Origin of the sequence: Aminobacter sp. SR38 (genome assembly GCF_014843375.1) — a bacterium.
GTDB lineage: Bacteria > Pseudomonadota > Alphaproteobacteria > Rhizobiales > Rhizobiaceae > Aminobacter > Aminobacter ciceronei.
Window position 1 is genome coordinate 58296 of the sequence record NZ_CP062117.1, and the last position, 19080, is coordinate 77375.

General features: G+C 59.5%; 13 protein-coding genes and 2 pseudogenes. 4 read left to right on the forward strand and 11 right to left on the reverse strand.

Annotated features, from left to right (window positions below):
- Positions 1-45: 45 nt before the first annotated feature.
- The 5 genes from IG197_RS32510 to IG197_RS32530 are packed head-to-tail and all read right to left on the reverse strand — an operon-like array spanning position 46 to position 6871.
- The gene (locus IG197_RS32510) at positions 46-3564 is read right to left on the reverse strand and encodes a DEAD/DEAH box helicase (protein WP_192321164.1); all 3519 of its coding nucleotides are present in this window, start codon (positions 3562-3564) and stop codon (positions 46-48) included.
- Positions 3548-4327 carry a Hachiman antiphage defense system protein HamA gene (locus IG197_RS32515; protein WP_192321166.1) on the reverse strand — a complete coding sequence of 260 codons (780 nt, stop codon included), beginning with the start codon at positions 4325-4327 and terminating at the stop codon, positions 3548-3550. Before IG197_RS32515 ends, IG197_RS32510 begins: the two co-directional genes overlap by 17 nt.
- A gap of 18 nt (positions 4328-4345) precedes the next feature.
- Positions 4346-5191, reverse strand: a complete 846-nt coding sequence (locus tag IG197_RS32520) for a restriction endonuclease (protein WP_246765508.1) — start codon at positions 5189-5191, stop codon at positions 4346-4348.
- 59 nt (positions 5192-5250) lie between these two features.
- Positions 5251-6288 carry a nucleotidyl transferase AbiEii/AbiGii toxin family protein gene (locus IG197_RS32525; protein WP_192321167.1) on the reverse strand — a complete coding sequence of 346 codons (1038 nt, stop codon included), beginning with the start codon at positions 6286-6288 and terminating at the stop codon, positions 5251-5253.
- A complete protein-coding gene (locus tag IG197_RS32530) occupies positions 6281-6871 on the reverse strand; it encodes a DUF6088 family protein (protein WP_192321169.1) in 591 nt (196 codons plus the stop codon). The genes IG197_RS32525 and IG197_RS32530 overlap by 8 nt, the downstream gene beginning before the upstream one ends.
- Before the next feature lie 142 nt (positions 6872-7013).
- On the opposite strand from IG197_RS32530, the gene IG197_RS32535 reads away from it, so the two are divergent.
- From IG197_RS32535 to IG197_RS32545, 3 genes and pseudogenes are all read left to right on the forward strand, one after another.
- Positions 7014-7874, forward strand: coding sequence for a hypothetical protein (locus IG197_RS32535; protein ID WP_192321171.1), 861 nt, complete (start codon positions 7014-7016; stop codon positions 7872-7874).
- A gap of 95 nt (positions 7875-7969) precedes the next feature.
- A pseudogene (locus tag IG197_RS32540) lies at positions 7970-8431 on the forward strand (phage exclusion protein Lit family protein); the annotation flags it as partial.
- Between the two features lie 242 nt (positions 8432-8673).
- Complete coding sequence (locus tag IG197_RS32545) at positions 8674-9696, forward strand: IS110 family transposase (RefSeq protein WP_192321175.1); 1023 nt, start codon at positions 8674-8676, stop codon at positions 9694-9696.
- 254 nt (positions 9697-9950) lie between these two features.
- On the opposite strand, the pseudogene IG197_RS32550 reads toward IG197_RS32545, so the two are convergent.
- Positions 9951-12830: pseudogene (locus tag IG197_RS32550) on the reverse strand (Tn3 family transposase); the annotation flags it as partial.
- A 222-nt stretch (positions 12831-13052) separates the two neighbouring features.
- On the opposite strand from IG197_RS32550, the gene IG197_RS32555 reads away from it, so the two are divergent.
- A complete protein-coding gene (locus IG197_RS32555; protein ID WP_192321177.1) occupies positions 13053-13310 on the forward strand; it encodes a hypothetical protein in 258 nt (85 codons plus the stop codon).
- A gap of 96 nt (positions 13311-13406) precedes the next feature.
- Here IG197_RS32555 and IG197_RS32560 read toward each other — a convergent pair whose 3' ends face one another.
- The 5 genes from IG197_RS32560 to IG197_RS32580 all read right to left on the reverse strand — a co-directional run bounded on the left by IG197_RS32560 (position 13407) and on the right by IG197_RS32580 (position 18986).
- Positions 13407-14093, reverse strand: a complete 687-nt coding sequence (locus IG197_RS32560; protein WP_192321179.1) for an SMC-Scp complex subunit ScpB — start codon at positions 14091-14093, stop codon at positions 13407-13409.
- Between the two features lie 2 nt (positions 14094-14095).
- Positions 14096-15049, reverse strand: a complete 954-nt coding sequence (locus tag IG197_RS32565) for a DUF1403 family protein (RefSeq protein WP_192321181.1) — start codon at positions 15047-15049, stop codon at positions 14096-14098.
- Positions 15050-15606: 557 nt separating this feature from the next.
- Complete coding sequence (locus IG197_RS32570) at positions 15607-16509, reverse strand: TniQ family protein (RefSeq protein ID WP_192321183.1); 903 nt, start codon at positions 16507-16509, stop codon at positions 15607-15609.
- A 3-nt stretch (positions 16510-16512) separates the two neighbouring features.
- Entirely contained in the window at positions 16513-17391 is an 879-nt protein-coding gene (locus IG197_RS32575) for a TniB family NTP-binding protein (protein WP_192321184.1), read from the reverse strand.
- On the reverse strand, positions 17388-18986 hold the full coding sequence (locus IG197_RS32580) for a Mu transposase C-terminal domain-containing protein (protein ID WP_192321185.1): 1599 nt from the start codon (positions 18984-18986) through the stop codon (positions 17388-17390). Before IG197_RS32580 ends, IG197_RS32575 begins: the two co-directional genes overlap by 4 nt.
- Positions 18987-19080 lie beyond the last annotated feature (94 nt).

Consider the following 19080-nt stretch of genomic DNA (forward strand, 5'->3'; position numbering starts at 1 on the left):
GGTGAGCGCTTTGCGCGAAATAAGATATCGCCGTCCGACAGGGCCTCACGCACCGGACAGATCGGCCGGTCCCAGATAGGTGATGTCGATCCGACCGACGTCTTGAGCAACCTGAGCGCGCAACAGGCCCGCTCTCCCCGGGTTAAGCGCTGCCTGCAAATTGCCGAGCACTGCACCGTCGGCGGCGAACACCCGAGGCTGACCTCCCCAATGGTGAACCTGCACGGGGGTGCCCGGTGCTGGCGGCGCGCCGAGCCATGTGACGTTTGCCCAATATCTTCGATCAGCCCAGGTGCGGTTTTCAGGCGGCGTAAAACTCTGCACGAACTCCGTCCACATTGCCTTGGTCTCTGGCGTCGGCCAATCGGGCTGCGCACTCCAAGCCGAGACGGCTTCCGAACTTAGCCATTGCCGAAGCTCCTGGCCGGTGTGGAAGGCGGCGCCCGTGTCGACCACCGCCTTGATGGCGGCAAGCCTTGAATTGAAGCCGGCCTGGATGAGGATCGATGCGGAGCGATTTAGCGTGCCGGTTTCGACAGCAGGAACAGCGAGACCCAACTCATGGTCTTCGAGAAGAGCATCAAAGACGCCAACCGTGTCACCATTCGCGGCCGCGCGCACGCGGACCGCCTCCATGGCCCATGGTAGGCGATAAACCAGACCGCCCTCGATGAATTGAAGCGTTTCGGATTCCTGACCCGCCGCCACGCCGGCTAGCGGCTGACCCAAAAGCCATGCCCGCAGGATATCTCGCCAGTTTGCCGGCATGGGGTCGGGCGTGAAAGGAAAGAATGCGAAAACCCGCTCAGCAAGCGCCGTGATCGCTGCAATTGCGGCCTCTGCGTCACCTTCGAGGATCCCACCATTGGCCTGAATCAGTAGCAGGTTGGCCTCTGCCGCTATCGCATCCAAAGCATGCCCGGTCGTCAGTCCAACGCCTGCAAGGAAATAACCGCGTCGGCGCGCCGCCGTCGATTGGCTCCAAATAAGTCGGCCTCTGGACAGAAGGCCCGCCTTCAGAACCTGCTGGACCTGTTCATTCTGGCGCAGGATGCGCCTGTGCCAGAGGGACGACTGGAGGATGTCATCCAACGCCGCTTCGATGCTTTCGTCAGGAACGTCATTTTCGCCGATCAGGCTGAGGATCGCCGTGTCGAGGGTGGCGACATGCCGCTCCCAGTCCGCAAGCGCACGTTCCCGATCCTCCGGTTTCTCATTGGCGATCTCCGGGAAGGCCCAGGCCGCCGCATTGTTGAGTACATAGTCCACGAGCTGATTGAAATCGCCGCCGATACGCGCGTGCATCCGAGACAAGAGCGTCCAAACCAAAAGCGCGAGACCGCTTTCCATGTTTCGGGCACCGAGATCGTTGATGAGCTTCTCCCAGTTGCGCCGCTTCTTCACGATATCGTCGAACATAGGGAAGAGCACAATGCCTTCGACATCGACATAGGCTCGGCCGGCGCGACCGATGACGTTCTTGAATTCGGAAATCTCAATCATCTCCCCACTGCGGTGAAGCGAGTGCATCACGACCGCGGTTGCTGATAGGTTGAGCCCCTGCGCCAAGGTCGGCGAGGAGATGGTCACCTTGAGCACATTGTCTCGAAGCAGCCGTTCCACCTCTTTGCGGTAGGCTGTCGGCAGGGCGCCGTGATGCAGCGCGACGCCCAGGCGAAGGCACTTGAGAATCGCGCTGTTCGGGCCCAGCCACTCCTCTCCGAGCGCAATCGCGGTGTTGAGCACCGCTGGATCGGCTTCAAGCAGGGAACGCAACGCTCCACGCTCATGAAGATCGACGATCACGTCTGCGAACGGCTCAACACTCCGCCGCTCCGGGCAGAAGATCAAGACAGTCTGTCCATCGTCCGCCAGCCGCCATGCAGTCGCCAGGCAGAGCTCGCGTTGGTTGTCAGGGAAAAGACGGGTTCGGCGACGTTTTGGTGGGACCCACCTCGGGGGCTCGGCACCCGTGAGGAAGCGTGCCACCCATGGGCGCTCGTCGCCGACGCGCATGTTCAATCGGGCATTGGGCGAGGTCCATACCACTTCGCCAAACCGCAATCGGGTCGGGCGCCAGTCATTTTTAATCAGTCCGCCGGGGTGATCGCGTCGAAGCCAGGCTGCGAAGTCGTCGAGCTGATCCCCATCAGGTAAGATAGCTGACAGGCACACAATCCGACGCTGGTGTGCATCCGGACGTCGTAAGAGCCGCTGGATCTGGACTTCATAGCGAACCTCGCGCTCGTTGAGACCGATCATGTGCCCTTCATCGAAAACTAGCAGGCCGACGTCATCGAGAAGTGAGGGATCGTTACGTAGCGCGAAGTCAAGCTTCTCGGGTGTTGCCACCACGATGTCCCGCTCCCGGATTGCGTCCTCATCGAATCCGCTCACCCCGATGCTGCCGTAAAGCGCAGAAATCGTCTTGCCGAGCGGGCCGAAGCTTCTCTGCAGGGTCGTTTCCGTCTGAGCCGACAGGGCACGCAAAGGCGTGACAAAGACCACGCGCTTGCCGCCGGCAAGGCATCGTAGGATGCACAGCTCAGCGACGCGCGTCTTGCCAGCACTTGTAGGTAGCGAAACCACCAGGTCGTCAGACTGGTCGACGGCGCGCGCCGCGGCTTCGATCTGCGACGGCCAAAGGTCGATTTCCGATTTGTGGCGCCGTTGAAGTAACGCGATGAACAGCTCTCGAAGACGCGGCCAGTCGGCTGCTTCACCCCCCGCCGGCTGCAGTGGCACTCGCTCATGGAAGGTGCTTGACCACAGGTCCGACAGGAGATGGATCGCAATGCGATGAGCCCACCATTGCGGTAGCAGATTCAGTTCGCTGCAGACCGAGAGGCTCATTCGGAGCCGTTCCAGCGCCTGATCGAGCAATGGCCGTTCGCCCCGCTCCAGTGCGAGGAGGAACAGGGACATCGCTGCAAGAAAACCGTCGGTCAGTGCGGTATCCAGACCATCGAAGATGAATTCGTTGCCGCCGTCATCCAGGTCTGCTGCGGCCTCCGCCTGATCAAGTCCGGCCTGAATCGCGGCCGCAATCCGAGCATCGCTGCCATCGCCGGCAGCCCTGTAGTCGAAGACGACGGTTCGAAGAGCGCTCAAGTCCCTTTGCATCAACTGCGCGAGCACCCGTTCGATCAATGAGAAATTTTCGTCTGCACCAACGATCGCGAGCAGGGAATAGGCGCGGGCGGAAAGATGCGCAAGATGATAGCTCGCTGCCGCCATGACAAAATGGAAGTCGCGATCGATCTCGTCGGGATTCCCCTTTCCTATAACCGCCTCAAGGGCGGTCGCCGCCTGTTCGAAGGCGATGCGCGCTTGTGCGGCGTCCCCGCCGAGTTCACGCAGGCGAAGACCGAGACCGAGAAGTGCGTAACCATAGGAATGAAGGTCATAACTCAGTTGGGGAGCGAAGGCCGGTGCATCGGGAGGCAACACACCATCGCGCCAGATGATTGCTCTCGCCTGGCCGCGGGCGATCAGGCGGCCACGAAATCCCGCGGTTGCGGCTTCATTAATGTCGGCGATAATCGCTTCAGGCGTTGTTGGCATTGACGATCACCTGATCATAGACGGCGCCGATAAAGGCGGCATGGCCGTCGACGCGAAGTCCGATCCCCCATTGGTGAAACTCACCGGGGTAGGCTTGCAGCGAGGCGGTCAGCATGGCCTCCGGCGAGTTTCCGGAGAAGGTGAAAAGAAGGTGCTTCACGCTGGCGGGCGGAATTCCATGTTTCAGAAGCGCGTCGTCGATCGCATCGGCCAAGGGCTCGTTGCCGAGTTCGAGGAGACGGGCTGAAATGAACGAGAGAGCGTGGCCCGAAGGTAGCCCACTGTCCTTGTTCAGATTCTCGCGCGCTTGCGCGACCACCTGCGCGGTGAGGGTTGCCCGGCTCTTGGCCTCGGTTTTCAGGAACCGCAACTGCTGTGTGTCCGCATCCAGGAGTAGCGCGATGACATCCTCACCACGCATTGCCATGTTACGATGGTCTTTCCAACGCAATCTTTTGATCGGCGCGTGGTAGCCGCCGCTATGAGCGTCGATCCACTCGGTTGCGTAGATTTCACCAAGATCGCCCGAGCGAATGGCTTTGGTCGTCGGAAGCTTGCCCTCGATCAGAGCCGCAGCAGCAGGCTTTCCTAGTCGGCGGAGGGCTCGGGCGACGTGTTCTTCAGAAGCGTAATGGCGGGGAACAACGGTCGCTGTTGCTTGTATTCCCGTGCCGAGATCGGCCGCCCTGCCTGTTATCACTCTGCGAAAATGCGGTCCTACCTCACCATCGGCAGAATCGCACCAATCGTTGAACTGTACCATTCGCGCCCTCCCCGCCGGTCAACCTGGAAAAAGATCGCGAACACGGACGAACGGGGAGCCGGTCTCGGCGGCGCGGCGAACCTTGCGTTCGAGAACCTGAGTGAGCGGGAGCTCGCGATCCAGCATCTCATAGAGATCGAGACCATCCATGCAGATGACGCGCTTGCCTCGTCCGAAGGCGACAAGACCATCTTCGGTAAATGTGCTGTTGCTGACAAATAGGCCTCGAGTCCACGCCGCCTTCTGCTCGATCTTGCCGTGAAACGTGTGCAGCTCGGCGACGCCAATCGGTTGACCCTGCCATTTCGCTTCGACGAGATAGATTTCATTGCCGAGCTGGAAGCTGCCGTCGATCTGCTCGCCACGCAGGCGAAAAGGTTCCTGGGCGGCTAATCCGAAAGCGTTGAACAGATCCTTGAGGAAACCCTCGAAGGCATAGCCCCGCGCCTGTGGCGCGAGCGCCGTGATCTGCAGGAGATCCGACTTGGCCTTGGCAATCTTGTTCCGGTCGGCGGCGGTGGCCGCAGCACTCGGCGCAGCTGGTGGCGGAGCGTGATTACCCGAAAGTCGATTGATCAGACCCAGGTAGCGGGTTTCAGCATTGACGACCGGGTCTTTGCCGGCGGTGCGCGCGAGATATTCTGAACGATGCTCCCAAAGGGCCGCAAGGGTACGAACAGCGGTGGCGTCATCGCAGTGCTGCAGGAAGTAGCGGAGGCGTTTTCCTTTCGACCCTCCGTTCACGGCATACTTGGGGTCATCGATGTTGACCTTAAGCTCTGAGGCGAAGAACTCGGAAAAGCTTTTGTCAGAAAAGTCCAGCACGAAGCCCTGCCCCCGGACAAAGTCAACGAGATCATCCACCAGGCGCAGATCGATGGACCGTATCGAACTAATGGGCTCCCCCGGAATGCAGCGTTAGATCAGCTGTTAATTGTTTCTTGGAGTTTTTTGATTTTGGCAAGAATGTCGTCGAAAGACAGCGGCTTTTCATCAAACATCATGGGTGCCATGGCGCGATAGTCAGCGCGCAAATCTTTGATACGGGACTCGCTCGGCATCAGTCTCAAAGTACCAGGCCTCGCTGTATCGTAGCTGGCCCAACTGGACCGGAAGAAGGTCGCCTTGTGCTTTGCCACTGTTACTAGAAGGTCGAAATCGCCGGCCGCGGCTTTTCCTTCCTCGGTGTCGAGGAGCATCGCGAGATCATAATAGTGGCGGGAGAAATACTGCGGCGTTGCGGTCTCGGCGGGACGGTGCGCCTCGGCGTGCAGCGCGGTCGCCTTTTCCCAGAAGGTCCGTTGCGCGGAGAGAACAGTCACGGTGCATTCCGGATCTTTGAAGAAATCCGGAAAATCCTCCGCCGCGTAGGGATGAATAAACTTCTGCTCGGTCGGCCATGGATCGCCGCGCGCACCGAGCTCAAGCTTCACCCGCGGCGTGATGTAGGCCATGCTTTCATATTCAGAGCTCGCAAGCGCAGGCGGATAGTGGAAGTTCACTGTCTGCGCGTCGTTGGCATCTATTTCCAGCGACCACTTGCCTTCGCTCGGCTCGCCCAATTGCTCGACGATCGCGGACCTGAGCGCCGGAAGAAGCTTCTCGGCAATATGCCGCTCGACGTCACTCACCAAGGCTTCAATCAGTTTGTTCGCTTGTTTCTTGCTGATGCCTTCCTTTTCCGGATCGCGGTCGCCGGTGTAGCCGAGCTCCGCTCGATCGAACGAAAGGTCGATGTCCTCGGAAAAGCGGCGGATGGCGCCGAATGCCTTGGAAAGGGATGTACCACCCTTGAAAACGAGGGTGGCTGCATCTTGTTTCTGCAGGCCGAAAAGACGCTTCAAAGTCCAGCAGACCCAGAAGTCCTTTTCGACGATCGTGTTGTCAACTCCTCGAAGGGCGCCTGTTTCGCCAAACAGGGCGGCTCGATCATCAGCCGGAAGGAGAGCCACCCTATCCATCGATCTCACCTGACGCGTTGGCGATCGATACGAGTGTCGGCCTCATCCAGGCTGGGGCCCGAACCGCAGAGGACGCAAGCATCTTCTTGTCGTTGGCTGACAGGCGGCGCACTGCGACCTGCGCAACGTCGCCGGCACGCATCGCTCCCACATGGCGAAGCGCTTGCACGACCGTGCCAGCCGCACTGCCAGGAGCGATCAAATGCTTGGGCGAGGCATGTCGCAGATCGACGACGCGCTTTCCCAGGACGACCTTGCGGGAGGGACCGTCGGTCAGATAGGTGGTCTTCGCCGGCACCTGCGTGGTAAGCCCAAGTGCGTTCGCCGCACGGGCGCCAGCAATCTGCAACTGAGAACCGGTCTCCCGTGCCAGCGCCTGGGCGATATCGTCCGGAGCTGGCGAAAGCAGCCCAAGCTGCGGATGGACCTTCGGGAAATCATAAAGGCCTCGCGCGAGGCGCCGGAGTTTACCACCCTTGACCAGTCGGGACAGCGCCTGATCGACTGCGGCGCGTCCAGCAATGCCCAGGAAATCGCTAGGCGTGAAAACGCCGCCGCGCCCGCCAGCGCGGGCGCGTTTCATAATCTTGTCTGGTACCGATGTCGAAGTGCTTTTCATATGTCAGAAAATAGTGCATCTTTTTCTGACATTCAAGCTCCGCATTCAACGCCTGCGGCGGAGCGGAAGCTCCGGCCACACTCACTTTCGGACACAGAGGAAATTGATGAACAACAATCCTCCACGCTGGAGCCAACTCAAGAAGATGCGTCGCGCACTCCAGGGACGAATGCCGAAGGACAAATTCTTCGAGACCGTACTCGAAGGCTGCTTCCGCGTCGCTCGAGATCGGGATAACCCTCTGCGAGGAAACTTCGCGGCAAGCGGCCTGCGGGAAGCGATCGGCCATGTGCTGCACAGCCTCGCTCCTGATGAGGACGTTCGAGCCTGCGTTTGGTTCGTGCAGGCCAAGGATACCAAAACCGTCACTCGCCATCAGCGCGCAAGTTACATCGTAAAGGCCGGGTTGCCGGACGATTTCGTCAGCGACACTCTCGGCATAGATGTGCGCGAGTTCACAACGCCCCTGATCGAAGTAATGGATGGACTCAACAGGGCCACACATGTTCGCGCCGATACCATCCTCTCCAAAGGATGGGAGATTCGCGTGATGATCCAGGACGTCTTGCGCGGCCTCGACCAATTGCTCCAAGCCGCAAATGAAAGCCGAGAGGCTATCACCCATGCCGTAGCTGACGCGATGCAAGAAGCCGTCTTCGAGAAACTCATCTCGGAGACGATCGATGAACTTGATGAGCTTTCGACGCATACGACCGTCGATGGACACAACATAGACAATGTGAGCGTAACCAAGTTGGATTCGCAGGACATTAGCTATCGTGTTGAAGGCGAGGTTGAGGTCGAGCTGCAATACGGGTCTAATTCAGACGTCAGAAACGAAATCGGGTTCCGGCAGGATGATTCCTACCCCTACGTCGTGACCGTTACGTGCGCCGTCGCTCGGCTCATGGCAATTCGGGCTGATGATCTCAATATCAGCGTCGACAACCGGAGCTTTTATGAATGACCGATGCTGAACGACTGATGCGTGGTTTTATCCCGTCACTCCGGGAAAGCCCATTTAGAATTGCGCCGGAGCGCGTCCATGAGCTGTTGGCGAAAATGGGAGGAGAGACATGGGTCCTCGAGATTGTTGATGGGCCGGCAAACTTCGAGGCATTTCCGACTACCAAGGAGATTGAGGGCACTTACGCCGCGTTGCTGAGCCTTTGGGCTGTAGCCGCCTCCGTACGTGTCCTATCCGTCCTTACGCAGACGGCCGCCGAAATGAACCTTTCGCAGGTCGTCATCACATCGGGCGGTCCGGACTCTGTTGCAATCGAACTGAAAAATGCCGCCCTGGCGCTTATACGAAATGAAGAATTTTCTTGGGAACATCCTCATTTAGAGCCAGATTCAGCGGCCGATCCCTCGTCCCAAGATGGCCTGACCAACAATCTGTTCCTCGCAGCGGCAAGCTTCATAGTCTTGCATGAATGCGGGCATCTTGTACTCGGGCATCATGCATATACCGCGCTGATGCATCAACAGGAGCACGAGGCAGACGCTTGGGCGGTGTCGTGGATCCTCGATAAAGGGGCCAGAACAAGAGCAGTCCGAAATCGTACGCTAAGGGCGAACAGATTGAGAACTTATGCGACCCGCCGCAGCCCGGCTGGCATACGAAGCGATCGAAATCCGTTCGGCATCTGATGTTCGGCATCCCAAGTGTAGATGCCGGTAAGGTTGATGTGTTGAGATGGACGGCTCCTGCTCCAACCGCTGTGCCATAGTGGCGTGCGGGTAGAAAACTGGAGGAGCAGTTGATGAAAACGATCGCGACGATTGGCCTTGATCTGGCGAAGAATGTTTTTCAGGTGCATGGTGTCGATGATGCCGGAAACGTTTTGGTTCGGCGGCAACTTCGGCGAGCTGAGGTGCTACGGTTTTTCAGCAGCATCCAGCCTTGCCTTGTTGGCATCGAAGCGTGCGGCAGCTCACATTACTGGGCGCGGGAAATCGAAAAACTCGGCCATACTGTCAGGCTTATGCCGGCTGGCTACGTGAAGCCGTATGTCAAAAGGGGCAAAACCGATGCCGCCGATGCAGAGGCGATCTGCGAGGCCGTGACACGACCAACAATGCGTTTTGTTGCTGCCAAGTCTGCCGAGCAACAGTCTGTACTGATGATGCACAAGGTTCGCGAGCTTCTTGTCCGCCAGAGGACGATGCTGATCAATTCATTGCGTGGGCACTTAAGCGAATTCGGCATTATCGGAGCTGGCGGAGCAAAGAACGTGCCCAAGCTTGTCGAACATTTCCACGAGATGCAGAGCACATTGCCTGAAGTGGCTCGGACAATCCTATGGGCGATAATCGATCAGCTGCGGCGCTTAGGCGCCGAAGTCGTAAAGATCGAAAAGAAGATCGTCGACGCTGTGAGATCTGACGCCGCAGCAAGGCGCCTTCTCTCAATACCGGGCGTAGGGCCCATAACGGCGAGTGCGATCACCGCGGCCGTGGCGGACATCAAGAACTTTTCTTCCGGACGGCGCTTCGCTTCCTGGTTGGGATTGACACCAAGACCGCACAGCTCCGGCGGAAAGGAACGCACAAGCGGCATCAGTAAGCAGGGTGACGGATACATTCGAAAGCTATTGGTTGTCGGTGCAACCGCAATAATTCGTTTCGCCAAAAATGGGAGCAGCGCCAGTCACGATTGGGCTGTGAGCCTGATGGATCGAAAGCCGGCACGCGTCGTAACGGTCGCACTTGCAAACAAAACAGCGAGGATCATCTGGGCGCTGTTGATACGAGAACAGCGGTATATGAAAGCCGTCACGGCTTAAGTGAGATTTCGGGCGTATCATTACGTCCGAGATGGCGGAGAGGTGCTGAAATGTGATGATCGAGCCGGTCGAACCGGAGACGAGGAAAGCCCCTGGGAGCATTGAGCTTCAAAGCTCGATGATGTGTTTGGGACCTTGTCTGCGGACTTCATCATGGCCAGCGACCAGTGCGGTCGCGCGAGTAGGCCGGACACATGATTGCAATCGACCGCGAGATATCACATGAATCACCCCTGTGCCGCAGGAGCCGTCCACACATGTTCCCAACTGAGCGGCGAGATGTGCTTCGACAGAGTATCAGGAATGTCTCGACCCGCTCGCTTCAGCTGTGTGATTGCACGGTCGAGATAGACGGTATTCCAATGGACGATCGCACTGACGACGAGGTTGAGACCAGAGGCGCGGAACGCTTGGCTCTCGAACGACCTGTCGCGAATCTCGCCTCGCTCGTGGAAGAAGACAGCGCGTTTGAGCTTATGGGCGGCCTCACCTTTGTTGAGACCCGCTTGGCATCTCCGCCGTAGTGCCGGACTTGAGTACCATTCGATCATGAAGAGCGACCTCTCGATACGGCCGAGTTCGCGGAGCGCCCTCGCAAGATGGCTTTGCTTCGGAGATGCGGACAGTTTCTTGAGTATCGTAGACGGGACCACGGACCGCGTCGTGATCGACGCCGCGAGATGGAGCAGATCGTCCCAATGATCGATGATCAGATTGGCATTGATCGGCGCCCCGATGTGGTTCGACAGCGCCGGATGTGCATCGCCCTTGTCGAACGTGTGGAACTTCCGGTCTTTGAGATTACGCAGTCGCGGTGAGAACCGCTTTCCGATCAAGGCGAACAGCCCGAAGATATGATCACTGGCACCGCCCGTGTCGGTAAAGTGCTCCTGGATGTCTGGGACCGTGTCCTGATCGAAGAGCCCATCGAGCACATAGGCCGCCTCGCTCTCGGTTGGACTGATGGGCAAAATACTGAAGTAGCCGTACTGGTCTGACAGATGGCTATAGAATTTCGATCCGGGCACGCTGCCGTAATGCAAGTTGATGTCGCCGCGCTTTGCAGCTCGATCGCTCGCACGGAAGAATTGGCCATCGGACGATGACGTTGTGCCATTGCCCCAAAGGCGGGAATGTGGATGCTGGGTGTGGGCATCGGTGATGCATGCTTGCGCCGCGCGGTAAGTCTCCGATCGAGCATGGAATGTGCGCATCCACCCAATCTGATGAGCGCTGATCCCCTTGGATGCGCCAGCCATTCGCTTCGGCCCGAGATTGGTCGCATCCGCCAGGACGCCCGCCAGCATGGCAGAGACATTTTTCGGAACGTCGCCGGTGCGAACATGCGTGAATGTATCTGCAAAGCCGGTCCATTCATGCACCTCCCTCAGCAAGTCGGGAACCTCCACCAACGGATACATGTCGCTGATCTCGGCATTCAGCTCCTCGGCGGCTGCGGGGACTTCGCTGGCGGTTGGTGTGACAATCAAGGTTCCTGCCTCGAGACGAACTCCCTCGAGCTTTCCAGATCGTGCTCTGTGCGCCAGACGCGTCAGGTTGAAGTCGAGCATCTGACGCGCTTCGGCAAGCCACTGCGCGCCGTCGCTCTGGACCCCCAAACCGAGACGATCGTCTTCCTTCATCGAGATGAATGTCGACCGCGGCATCAGATGCTCATCAATGGGCCGGAAAGATCGGCTGCCATCGACCCAGATCTCCGCAGATCTAAGCCGGTCTCGCAAAGCCGCGAGCGTGGCGATCTCGTAGAGACGGCGATCGGGTTTACCCTGTTCGAAGATAAGCCGTCGATCAGTTTGGCTGAGGTGGGTGATCGGCAAGCGATCCGGGAGTGTCCGCCGCTTCTCGGTATAAAGCCGTTTCAGTAGCGCAATTGCCGCCAGAAGCGGGTCGTGGCGATGCGCCGAGCGGAACGTGAAGGCCTGAAGGAATGCACCAACGTACTTGTGGACGGTCGAATATTGCTCGGCTGCTACGATCAACGACGGCGCCTCGTTGTCGTCGACCATCGACTCGAGCTCGGGCTTTATCCGAAGCAGCCGGTCCCAGCCGACTCTTTGGTCGAGAACATCTAATGCGTTCCGACCATAGTCGTTGGCAGACTGCAGGGCCGTGATCGTATCCAGAAACATGCGCAGCGCTTTGGCGGTGTTCGCTCTGCAGTCCATCTGCCGCTGCTTCTTCCGATTATTGGCTTGCGAGAACAACTTGCCCATCAGCTTGATGAACATCGTCACAGCATCGTCCGTGATCTTCTGGCAAAGCTTGATGACTTGAGCCACGATCAGAGCGTGGCGACGGCTGGCGTTGAATTCGTTGGCAAGCCAGGCCGGCGTTGCGTTGCCCTCCCGGATCATCTGGTCCCACCGTCCGGATGATACCCGCGCCTGCAGTTCCGGATGGATCTCCAGCCGCCGCAGAAAAGCTATTCGCTCGGTCAGCCCGACGAGGTTCGACGCAGCCGGCGCTTCTGGCGCCGAGCGCAGCCAGTGGAAGCGCGTCTTGCCGATCGACGGGTCAACCTCTAACAGCCTATCCAGTGATTGAAGCCTATCGAGCGGGATTTCTTCAATCAGAGTTTTTTCTGCCCGGCGACGGGCTATGGCACGGCCGGCAAGGCCAATGCGTTCGATCGTGTCGATCGCCGGCAGAAGAACTCCGCGTTCGCGAAATGCGGCGACAGCCGAACTGGCTATCGCAGCACCGTCGTCTGACATGGTCGCCGCTTGAATTGCCGCTAATAGCGCGGCGCGGCGATCTGGCGGCGTCGCGCTTCTCGTATCCAGATAGACCATTAGCCGCGCCATATGATCCCGACGAGTTTCTTCACGACGTGCATAGAGAGCAAATTCGTCTGGAGCGGCGCCGATCTGATCAGCAACATACTTCAGCATGGCGCGAGGCGGAGTTTCTTCTGCTCCAAGCACTCGACCTGGGTATCGCATCAGACATAGCTGGATGGCAAAGCCGAGCCGATTGTGATTACGTCTCCGCAGTTCGATCTCCAGGCGATCCGCCAATGACAACGAATAGTGGCGGATTAGGCTGTCCTCGTCGACCGGGATATCGACAAGCTTCCGGCGATCTTGATCTTTGAGAAGCTTGCGCTTTGCCATCGCCCGACCCCATTCATGACCAATCTGCGTGAAGCGTTGTCGAGTCGGGCCGGACAGAGAAATCAAAATTGGCGCATGTCGATGGCAATCCACAGAGATCGGATGTTGCACATCCAATCTACGGCATCGTTCCGGATTTGTTCGACCTTAGCGTACGATTTCGGCCTGCTCTTGTTCTGACCCCATAAAGTTCCGAGCGATATGCACCGTGAGTTCCGGACCTTGGCGATCTGCGTCGCGTTCATCTGGATCGGGCTCGTCGATGAAGTTCGGCAAGCCACGTCAACGCACCCGCCTGCCGCCCAACGATTTGCCGACGCTTTCGACAGTTTTGAAAATGTCCCGATGGAGAGCCCGGCACTGGAGATCAGCTATTATGTGCTGAAGGCGTTTTTTGACCCGACCACCGAACTTTCACAGCCTGACTGCGCGAAGAATGGTTTCATCGATCAGCTAATAGATCATTCTCGGAGTCGGTGAAAAGCACAGAGCCGAATGACGAGAGTTGCCAACGACAGACAATCACGAGCGGCTATGGGTGCCGGAAAACAGCAAACGCTGATTGGCACGCAAAACTCAATCCTCCGAAACGTCACCAGGTTCATCGGTGACGCCTTGTTCCAGCGCCTGCCGGCTGAGCAGTCCCGCGTCCTCCAACAGTTCGAGGTCGGGCAGATCGCGTAGCGTCTCGAGACCGAACGCCGACAAGAAATGCCGGCTGGTCACATAGGTGTAGGGCGCACCGGGTGTCGGGCTGCGCGGACCGGAGCCGAGGAAGCCGGCGTCGCGCAAGCTGGCGATCGTGTCGCGGCTCACCTCCTTGCCGAAGATTTTCGACAGCTCGCCGCGCGTTACCGGCTGCTGATAGGCGATGGCCGCCAGCACCGCGGCTTCATGCTCCGACAGCGACACCGAAGAGGACCGCGTCGGCGCCTGCGCGGCGCGGATCGCGGACGCATAAGCCGAACGGCTACGATGTTGCCAGCCGCCGGCGACAGCGACGATGTCATAGGGACGCGACCGCAGTTCCTCGCGCAAATCATCGATGATGAGATCGATGATGCAGCTCTTTCCGACCACCCGCGCCAGCGTTTCGCGGCTGACCGGTTCGGCCGAGGCGAAAATCACGGCCTCGACGCGCAACATCCATTCCCGCCAGCGCAGGTCCGGCGGCAGATCCTCCAGTTCCCGGTCATAGAGGATTTCATCCTCCGATCTCGATTTGCTTCCACGAAGTCTCTTGGTTGCGCTCGTTCCGGCCATCGTTACAACCCATAAACTCGAAACGACGATCGTCCGGAGAGCTCGCGCACGACGCCAAATCCTTCGAGCCGTTCGAACAGCCGGGTCGCGGCCCAGCGCGACAGATTGCTGCCGGGCGCCGAGGCCGGCACGGCATCCTCCTCAAGCAGTCTTGCGATGACCGCGCTGGCGCCCTTGGTCCGCACCTTCGGCGCCACGGCCAGAAGCGGATCGGCTCGCCGGGCAATCTCATTCGCCGAGCGCAAGGCGGCCCCCGTTCCTTCGACCAGCGCCAGGCAGACCGCGCGCGGAAAGCCGGGCTCGCCCGGGCGCACCCGTCCCCTGCCGCCGAGCGTCCGGAAGGCAGGACCGTAACGCTCGGCCATCAGCAGCGGCACGGGCCGCTCCCATTTCAGCAGGGCCGCCATCAGCATGTCGGCGAGCGCCCAGGCGAGCGGCTCGGCATCCGGACGGTCGCGATAGATCCTCGAAACGAGATCCGCCGCGGCAAAGGGCGCCGGCCGGTCCGACTGCAATGCGTCTTCGGCATGGCCGATGGTTGCCTTCAATCGATCATCCCACGCAAGACCCAGCAGCTCAGCCAGTTCGGCAATGGTCTTCGAGAAAAAGCCGGGTTTTCGATTGGCGAGCCTTCTGTAGGCGATAAACACCCTTCCGGCGGGGCCGGGATCACCGTCGGCCGAGGTGAGCAGAACCGCGTCACGGAGTGCCGCCTCGTCGTCGTTTCGCCCCGTCAGACGGATAGCAGATACCGCGCATTTCAGGGCTTGTCGCGCGCGCCAGCAGCCCGACCAGACAGGACTGGCTCGAATAAGATCATCAAGCGTTTTCAAGGCGATGCCGGCGGTAAACGCAGCATCCGCCTCTGTCAGCTCGCGCCCGCGCGGAAGCGCCCAGGCGGGGAGGTGGGCCGGCGGCATAGAGGCTGAAACGACGGTGCGGGCGAGCGAATCCATGCCGGCAAGGCTACATCGCTTGTGCACTTTTATCCAGTCAATTCACGTTTAACCGCACACCTTGTCTTGCACGAGTAATGACCGATAAGATTGCCTTATCGTTCATTATGCTCTTTGTATAGGAAATGCCCCAAATCATCGACGAAGACTGTCAGCTGACCGGAATTGATGAGATTCTGCAGTGGCTTCCTGACGTACCATTTTCTGCAGGCACCCTCCTCTGCGCTAGGCCGTTGATCTAATTCACTTCTTCGACGCACTGGCGCCGAGAAGCGTTATGTCACTTAGTCTCACGATTTCCGTCTCGAGTGCGGTAGTCTCAACAATTCCATGCCGGGTCAGATCAAAGACCGCCAAATGGAGTTGCCGAGTTCGTTTGTGACGCCCCTCCCCTACGCCTCCCCGGCAGCAAAGATGCGGCTGGCTCGCTTTCAGCCACAGATGACTCAGGGCGCGCTTCGGCACTTTTCCATCCCTTGGGTCATCCTTGCCCCGGAAAACCGCTGTACGGCCATTTATGAAGGTCGAAATATTTCGCTTTCCGACCTTCTGAGTGGTCAGGCGGTCTCTTCCGTTGGTTGATGAGCAAGGGGGCCGACTGCGTTGCGCGTTCGTACCGTGATCTTCTTCCGGCAATGTTCATCCGAGGCCTTGAGGATGTGAGCGATCGCGTCGGCCGGGTTCTTCATCACGCGGGCGACGCCGACGGCAAGCGCGTACCGTTCCGCCCATGGTGTAGCCGGCACATCGGTTATGCGCGAAGGCAGTCGCTGATCATAGATCGGCACTGCAACCCCGAATTCCGGCACCACGATCGTCAAGGCAGGACGTCGGAAGCGCTTCGATTGGGCCGAAAACTCTTGCTGACGCGAGGACGGCAATCTGGCCAGTTCCCACGGCGCGGCAGGTGAAGCTTTGCGGATCGGCGAGAGCAACAGCGACAAAACCGACCCGACGGGCATCGCTGCGGTATCCTTCTCCATTGCCCATCGAGTGAGTATCTCCCCGCCCCTGCGCGCTGTCCAAGGATCGCCGAGGGCGCTGACGCCGCGGGTGTCGCAGTTGAACAGCGGCTGGCCGTGTCGCTCGCACCAGAAGGAGAAGGCGAACGACCACATTCTGAGCCGTGGCGGTCGTTGCATGCCGCGCGAGCAAACAAGGCAGGTCTCCCTGATTTCCGACCGAAGCAGGTCGCGAAAGCGCGACGGCAAACCGTGAAAAGTCATGGCGAGTAGGCGCTCGACCGAATTGCTTGTTGCGGCGGCGATGCGCTCCAGGTCCGGTAGCACGGGTTCCCTCTCGAGCTCCAGCGCGGGTCGAGCCCACCCGACATGCGCTTGCAGTTCGTCCAGGGACACAAGATAGACATCGGCGATCCGCGTCAGCCAGGAGCTCAGCCGCTCATCCGCAAAAGGCGGTGGCACGATCGGAAGCGGCGCCCTCCCCTTCTCCCCTCTCATGGTTCAGGCCGCAGCAAACGGCGGCGGCGCGGCAACGCGGTGATCGAGGATCGCGGCCGGCGTGATCCGCTCAGTTCCGCTGAGGATGGCCTCCGTGGCGAGGTCGATAACCATCCGGAATATCGACGCCGTGACGCCGCCATTGACCTCGACCAGGCGTTTGAGTGCGCTGTCCGTGAGTTCGGACGGCGAGCGCAGTGGTAACGACCGCAGAAGGCCTCCTACCAATCCATGGAAGTCGGCGTCGTGCCGCCAAGGCGGCAGGCCGTACGGCTCGAAACGGCTGTTGAGATGGGCGTCGCCCCGGATCGCATCTCGTGCTTCGTGAGAGCCGAGGCAGATGAGCGGAATGCGCAACTCGTTGCCGAGGAAGCGCAGCAGATTGAGCATCCGGCGTTGCTCGCGATAGGTACCGGCAATCAGGTTCTGGACCTCGTCGATGACCAGCATGCGCGGAGCCGTTTCCTGCAGCAGTCGGAGCGCTTGCGTTTCGAGCTGTCCGATCGTGGCGCGTGTCGGCGGCGGTGCGCCGATCACCGAAAGCAGGCGGTGATAGAAGCGGCCCTCGTCCGGCGAGGCAACCATCTGTACCGCAATGATGGGCCGGTGATGGATGCCGCTACTTTCATCGAAACTCGGTGGATGGGCGCGGACGAACTTCTCAATGATCATTGTCTTGCCCATGCCCGATGCCCCGAAAATGAGCAGGTTGGGCATGCGGGCGCGCTTAGGAAAAAGAAGCAGTTCCTCAAGCTTCTCGAGCGCCTGACGGGCGCGCGGATAATCGATCCACCGGTCTACCCTCATATGCTCGATGCGTTCGCGATCCGGCATGGTGGCGTGGGCCTGAACAGCGTGATCGAGATGTAGATAGACCGTCATTCCCACACCTCGACTGGAAAGTGGGGTAAGGTGATCACCGGTTCGTCCATTGGCACGCTTGCCGGGAGTGCCGGCCTTGGCTGCAGATGAGCACGCCGCGCACGCCATCTGCGTGTTTGTGTGGTCTCGCGGGTCGCCTGATCGACAAGTGCACGTTGCGCAGCGATAGTCTGGAAGATCGTCTCTTCATCGACCTCCTGCCGGCCGCGGGCTCGCTGCGCGCGACTCGCCGCCTTCTGCTCCCACAGCGTGATGGCGGGGCGTCCAGGATTACGTGTTGGGACAATCAGATAGTTGTCGCCCAGCTTGACGAAGACCCGATGGAGATCCCGCGGGTCATATTTAACCAGAACCTTGTCCTCGCACCGGCCGATCCAAGGTGCAAAGCCGTCAGACCAGTAGCAGATGTTGTTGAGGTGGATGCCGGTTCGCCGCAGCACACGCGCTTCAAACGGCAGGAAATCGATCAGGAAGGCGAGCGGGTCAAAGACCTGCCGCTGAGGATACATAGATTTGGCTTCGTTCCAGGCCGCCACCGGTGGCCGGCCAATACCGCGATGCAGGTCGGAATGGTAGGCGATGATCTCCAACGCCAACCACGCCTCGAGCTCCCGCATCGTCATCACGGCGCGCGCCTCGGGATCGTAATCGCCGCGCTCCAGCACATTGGAGAAATGCGTGCCGGGAAGCAGATGTACCGCGCCCATCATCGTGCCGATCAGGCGTTCGATATGTCCGCCAAACCGGGGCGTTCCTGGCGGTCGGTAGGAGACAACGATGTTATGGTCGTCGCAGCCCCGCTTGAACGCGCGCGCATGGAATTCGGCCCCGTTGTCGACATGAATGCATTCTGGCAAACCATTTGCCGGCCATTCCAGGAATATTCCGCGATCCTCCAGCCACCGCGTCTTGTCGATAATCGCATGCGTCAGGCACAGTGCCACCGACGTCACCGAAGGCGCCTCCAGGGACAGATGGAACCCCAAAACCATCCGGGTGCAGACATCGATGGCAATCGTCAGGATCGGCCGGCCAATCGGTTGCCGTTCAATCGGATCGACCACCGTCACGTCGACCTTCGTGTGATCGATCTGAACCAGTTGCAACGGACGCTGCGCTGATAACTCGCCAGGCAAGGCAAGGAACTGCGCATCAGCCCGCGCTTTTCCCTCACGCCGGCGCGTCATGGCTTCCACATCCAGGGTCGCAAGGTAGCCCTTCAGGCGTCTGATCGACGGTGGTGGAAAGTGTTCTGCGCGGCAGTCGGCGGCAATGCGCTTCCTCAGTCGGCTCAATGTCGGGCGCTCCGGGGTAGCATAGAACGCCGTAATGTTGCGATCGACGATTGTCTTCAGAGCGGGATCAAAAGCGTCGATGCCCCCGCGCCGCCCCGGCTTCCGGTGAATGAGTGCTGCGGCACACTCCTCAGTCCTGAACCGCTTTAGCCAGCGGAATAGCGTTGCGCGGCTTACTGCGAGCTCCGCCATTGCGTCGGCGACGTCGCCAGCCGTGGGGCGCGGCGGCAACCGCCGCAGAACGTCCGCATGCCGGAGCACGTTCCGCCATTCGTCTTCGTTAAGCTGATCACGCCGCATAGCTTTCCCGCGCCTGGCATATGGAGGTAATCTCACCATATCTGAATCGCGTGACAGTTCAGTCTCAACGAAACCGAAACGGTCTCACGAAATC

What these genes read in the sequence shown, in the direction of transcription:
- IG197_RS32510 (WP_192321164.1), bottom strand. Translation starts at nt 3,564, where the DNA reads ATGCCAACAACGCCTGAAGCGATTATCGCCGACATTAATGAAGCCGCA.
- IG197_RS32515 (WP_192321166.1), bottom strand. Translation starts at nt 4,327, where the DNA reads ATGGTACAGTTCAACGATTGGTGCGATTCTGCCGATGGTGAGGTAGGA.
- IG197_RS32525 (WP_192321167.1), bottom strand. Translation starts at nt 6,288, where the DNA reads ATGGATAGGGTGGCTCTCCTTCCGGCTGATGATCGAGCCGCCCTGTTT.
- IG197_RS32530 (WP_192321169.1), bottom strand. Translation starts at nt 6,871, where the DNA reads ATGAAACGCGCCCGCGCTGGCGGGCGCGGCGGCGTTTTCACGCCTAGC.
- IG197_RS32535 (WP_192321171.1), top strand. Translation starts at nt 7,014, where the DNA reads ATGAACAACAATCCTCCACGCTGGAGCCAACTCAAGAAGATGCGTCGC.
- IG197_RS32545 (WP_192321175.1), top strand. Translation starts at nt 8,674, where the DNA reads ATGAAAACGATCGCGACGATTGGCCTTGATCTGGCGAAGAATGTTTTT.
- IG197_RS32560 (WP_192321179.1), bottom strand. Translation starts at nt 14,093, where the DNA reads ATGGCCGGAACGAGCGCAACCAAGAGACTTCGTGGAAGCAAATCGAGA.
- IG197_RS32565 (WP_192321181.1), bottom strand. Translation starts at nt 15,049, where the DNA reads ATGGATTCGCTCGCCCGCACCGTCGTTTCAGCCTCTATGCCGCCGGCC.
- IG197_RS32570 (WP_192321183.1), bottom strand. Translation starts at nt 16,509, where the DNA reads ATGAGAGGGGAGAAGGGGAGGGCGCCGCTTCCGATCGTGCCACCGCCT.
- IG197_RS32575 (WP_192321184.1), bottom strand. Translation starts at nt 17,391, where the DNA reads ATGACGGTCTATCTACATCTCGATCACGCTGTTCAGGCCCACGCCACC.
- IG197_RS32580 (WP_192321185.1), bottom strand. Translation starts at nt 18,986, where the DNA reads ATGCGGCGTGATCAGCTTAACGAAGACGAATGGCGGAACGTGCTCCGG.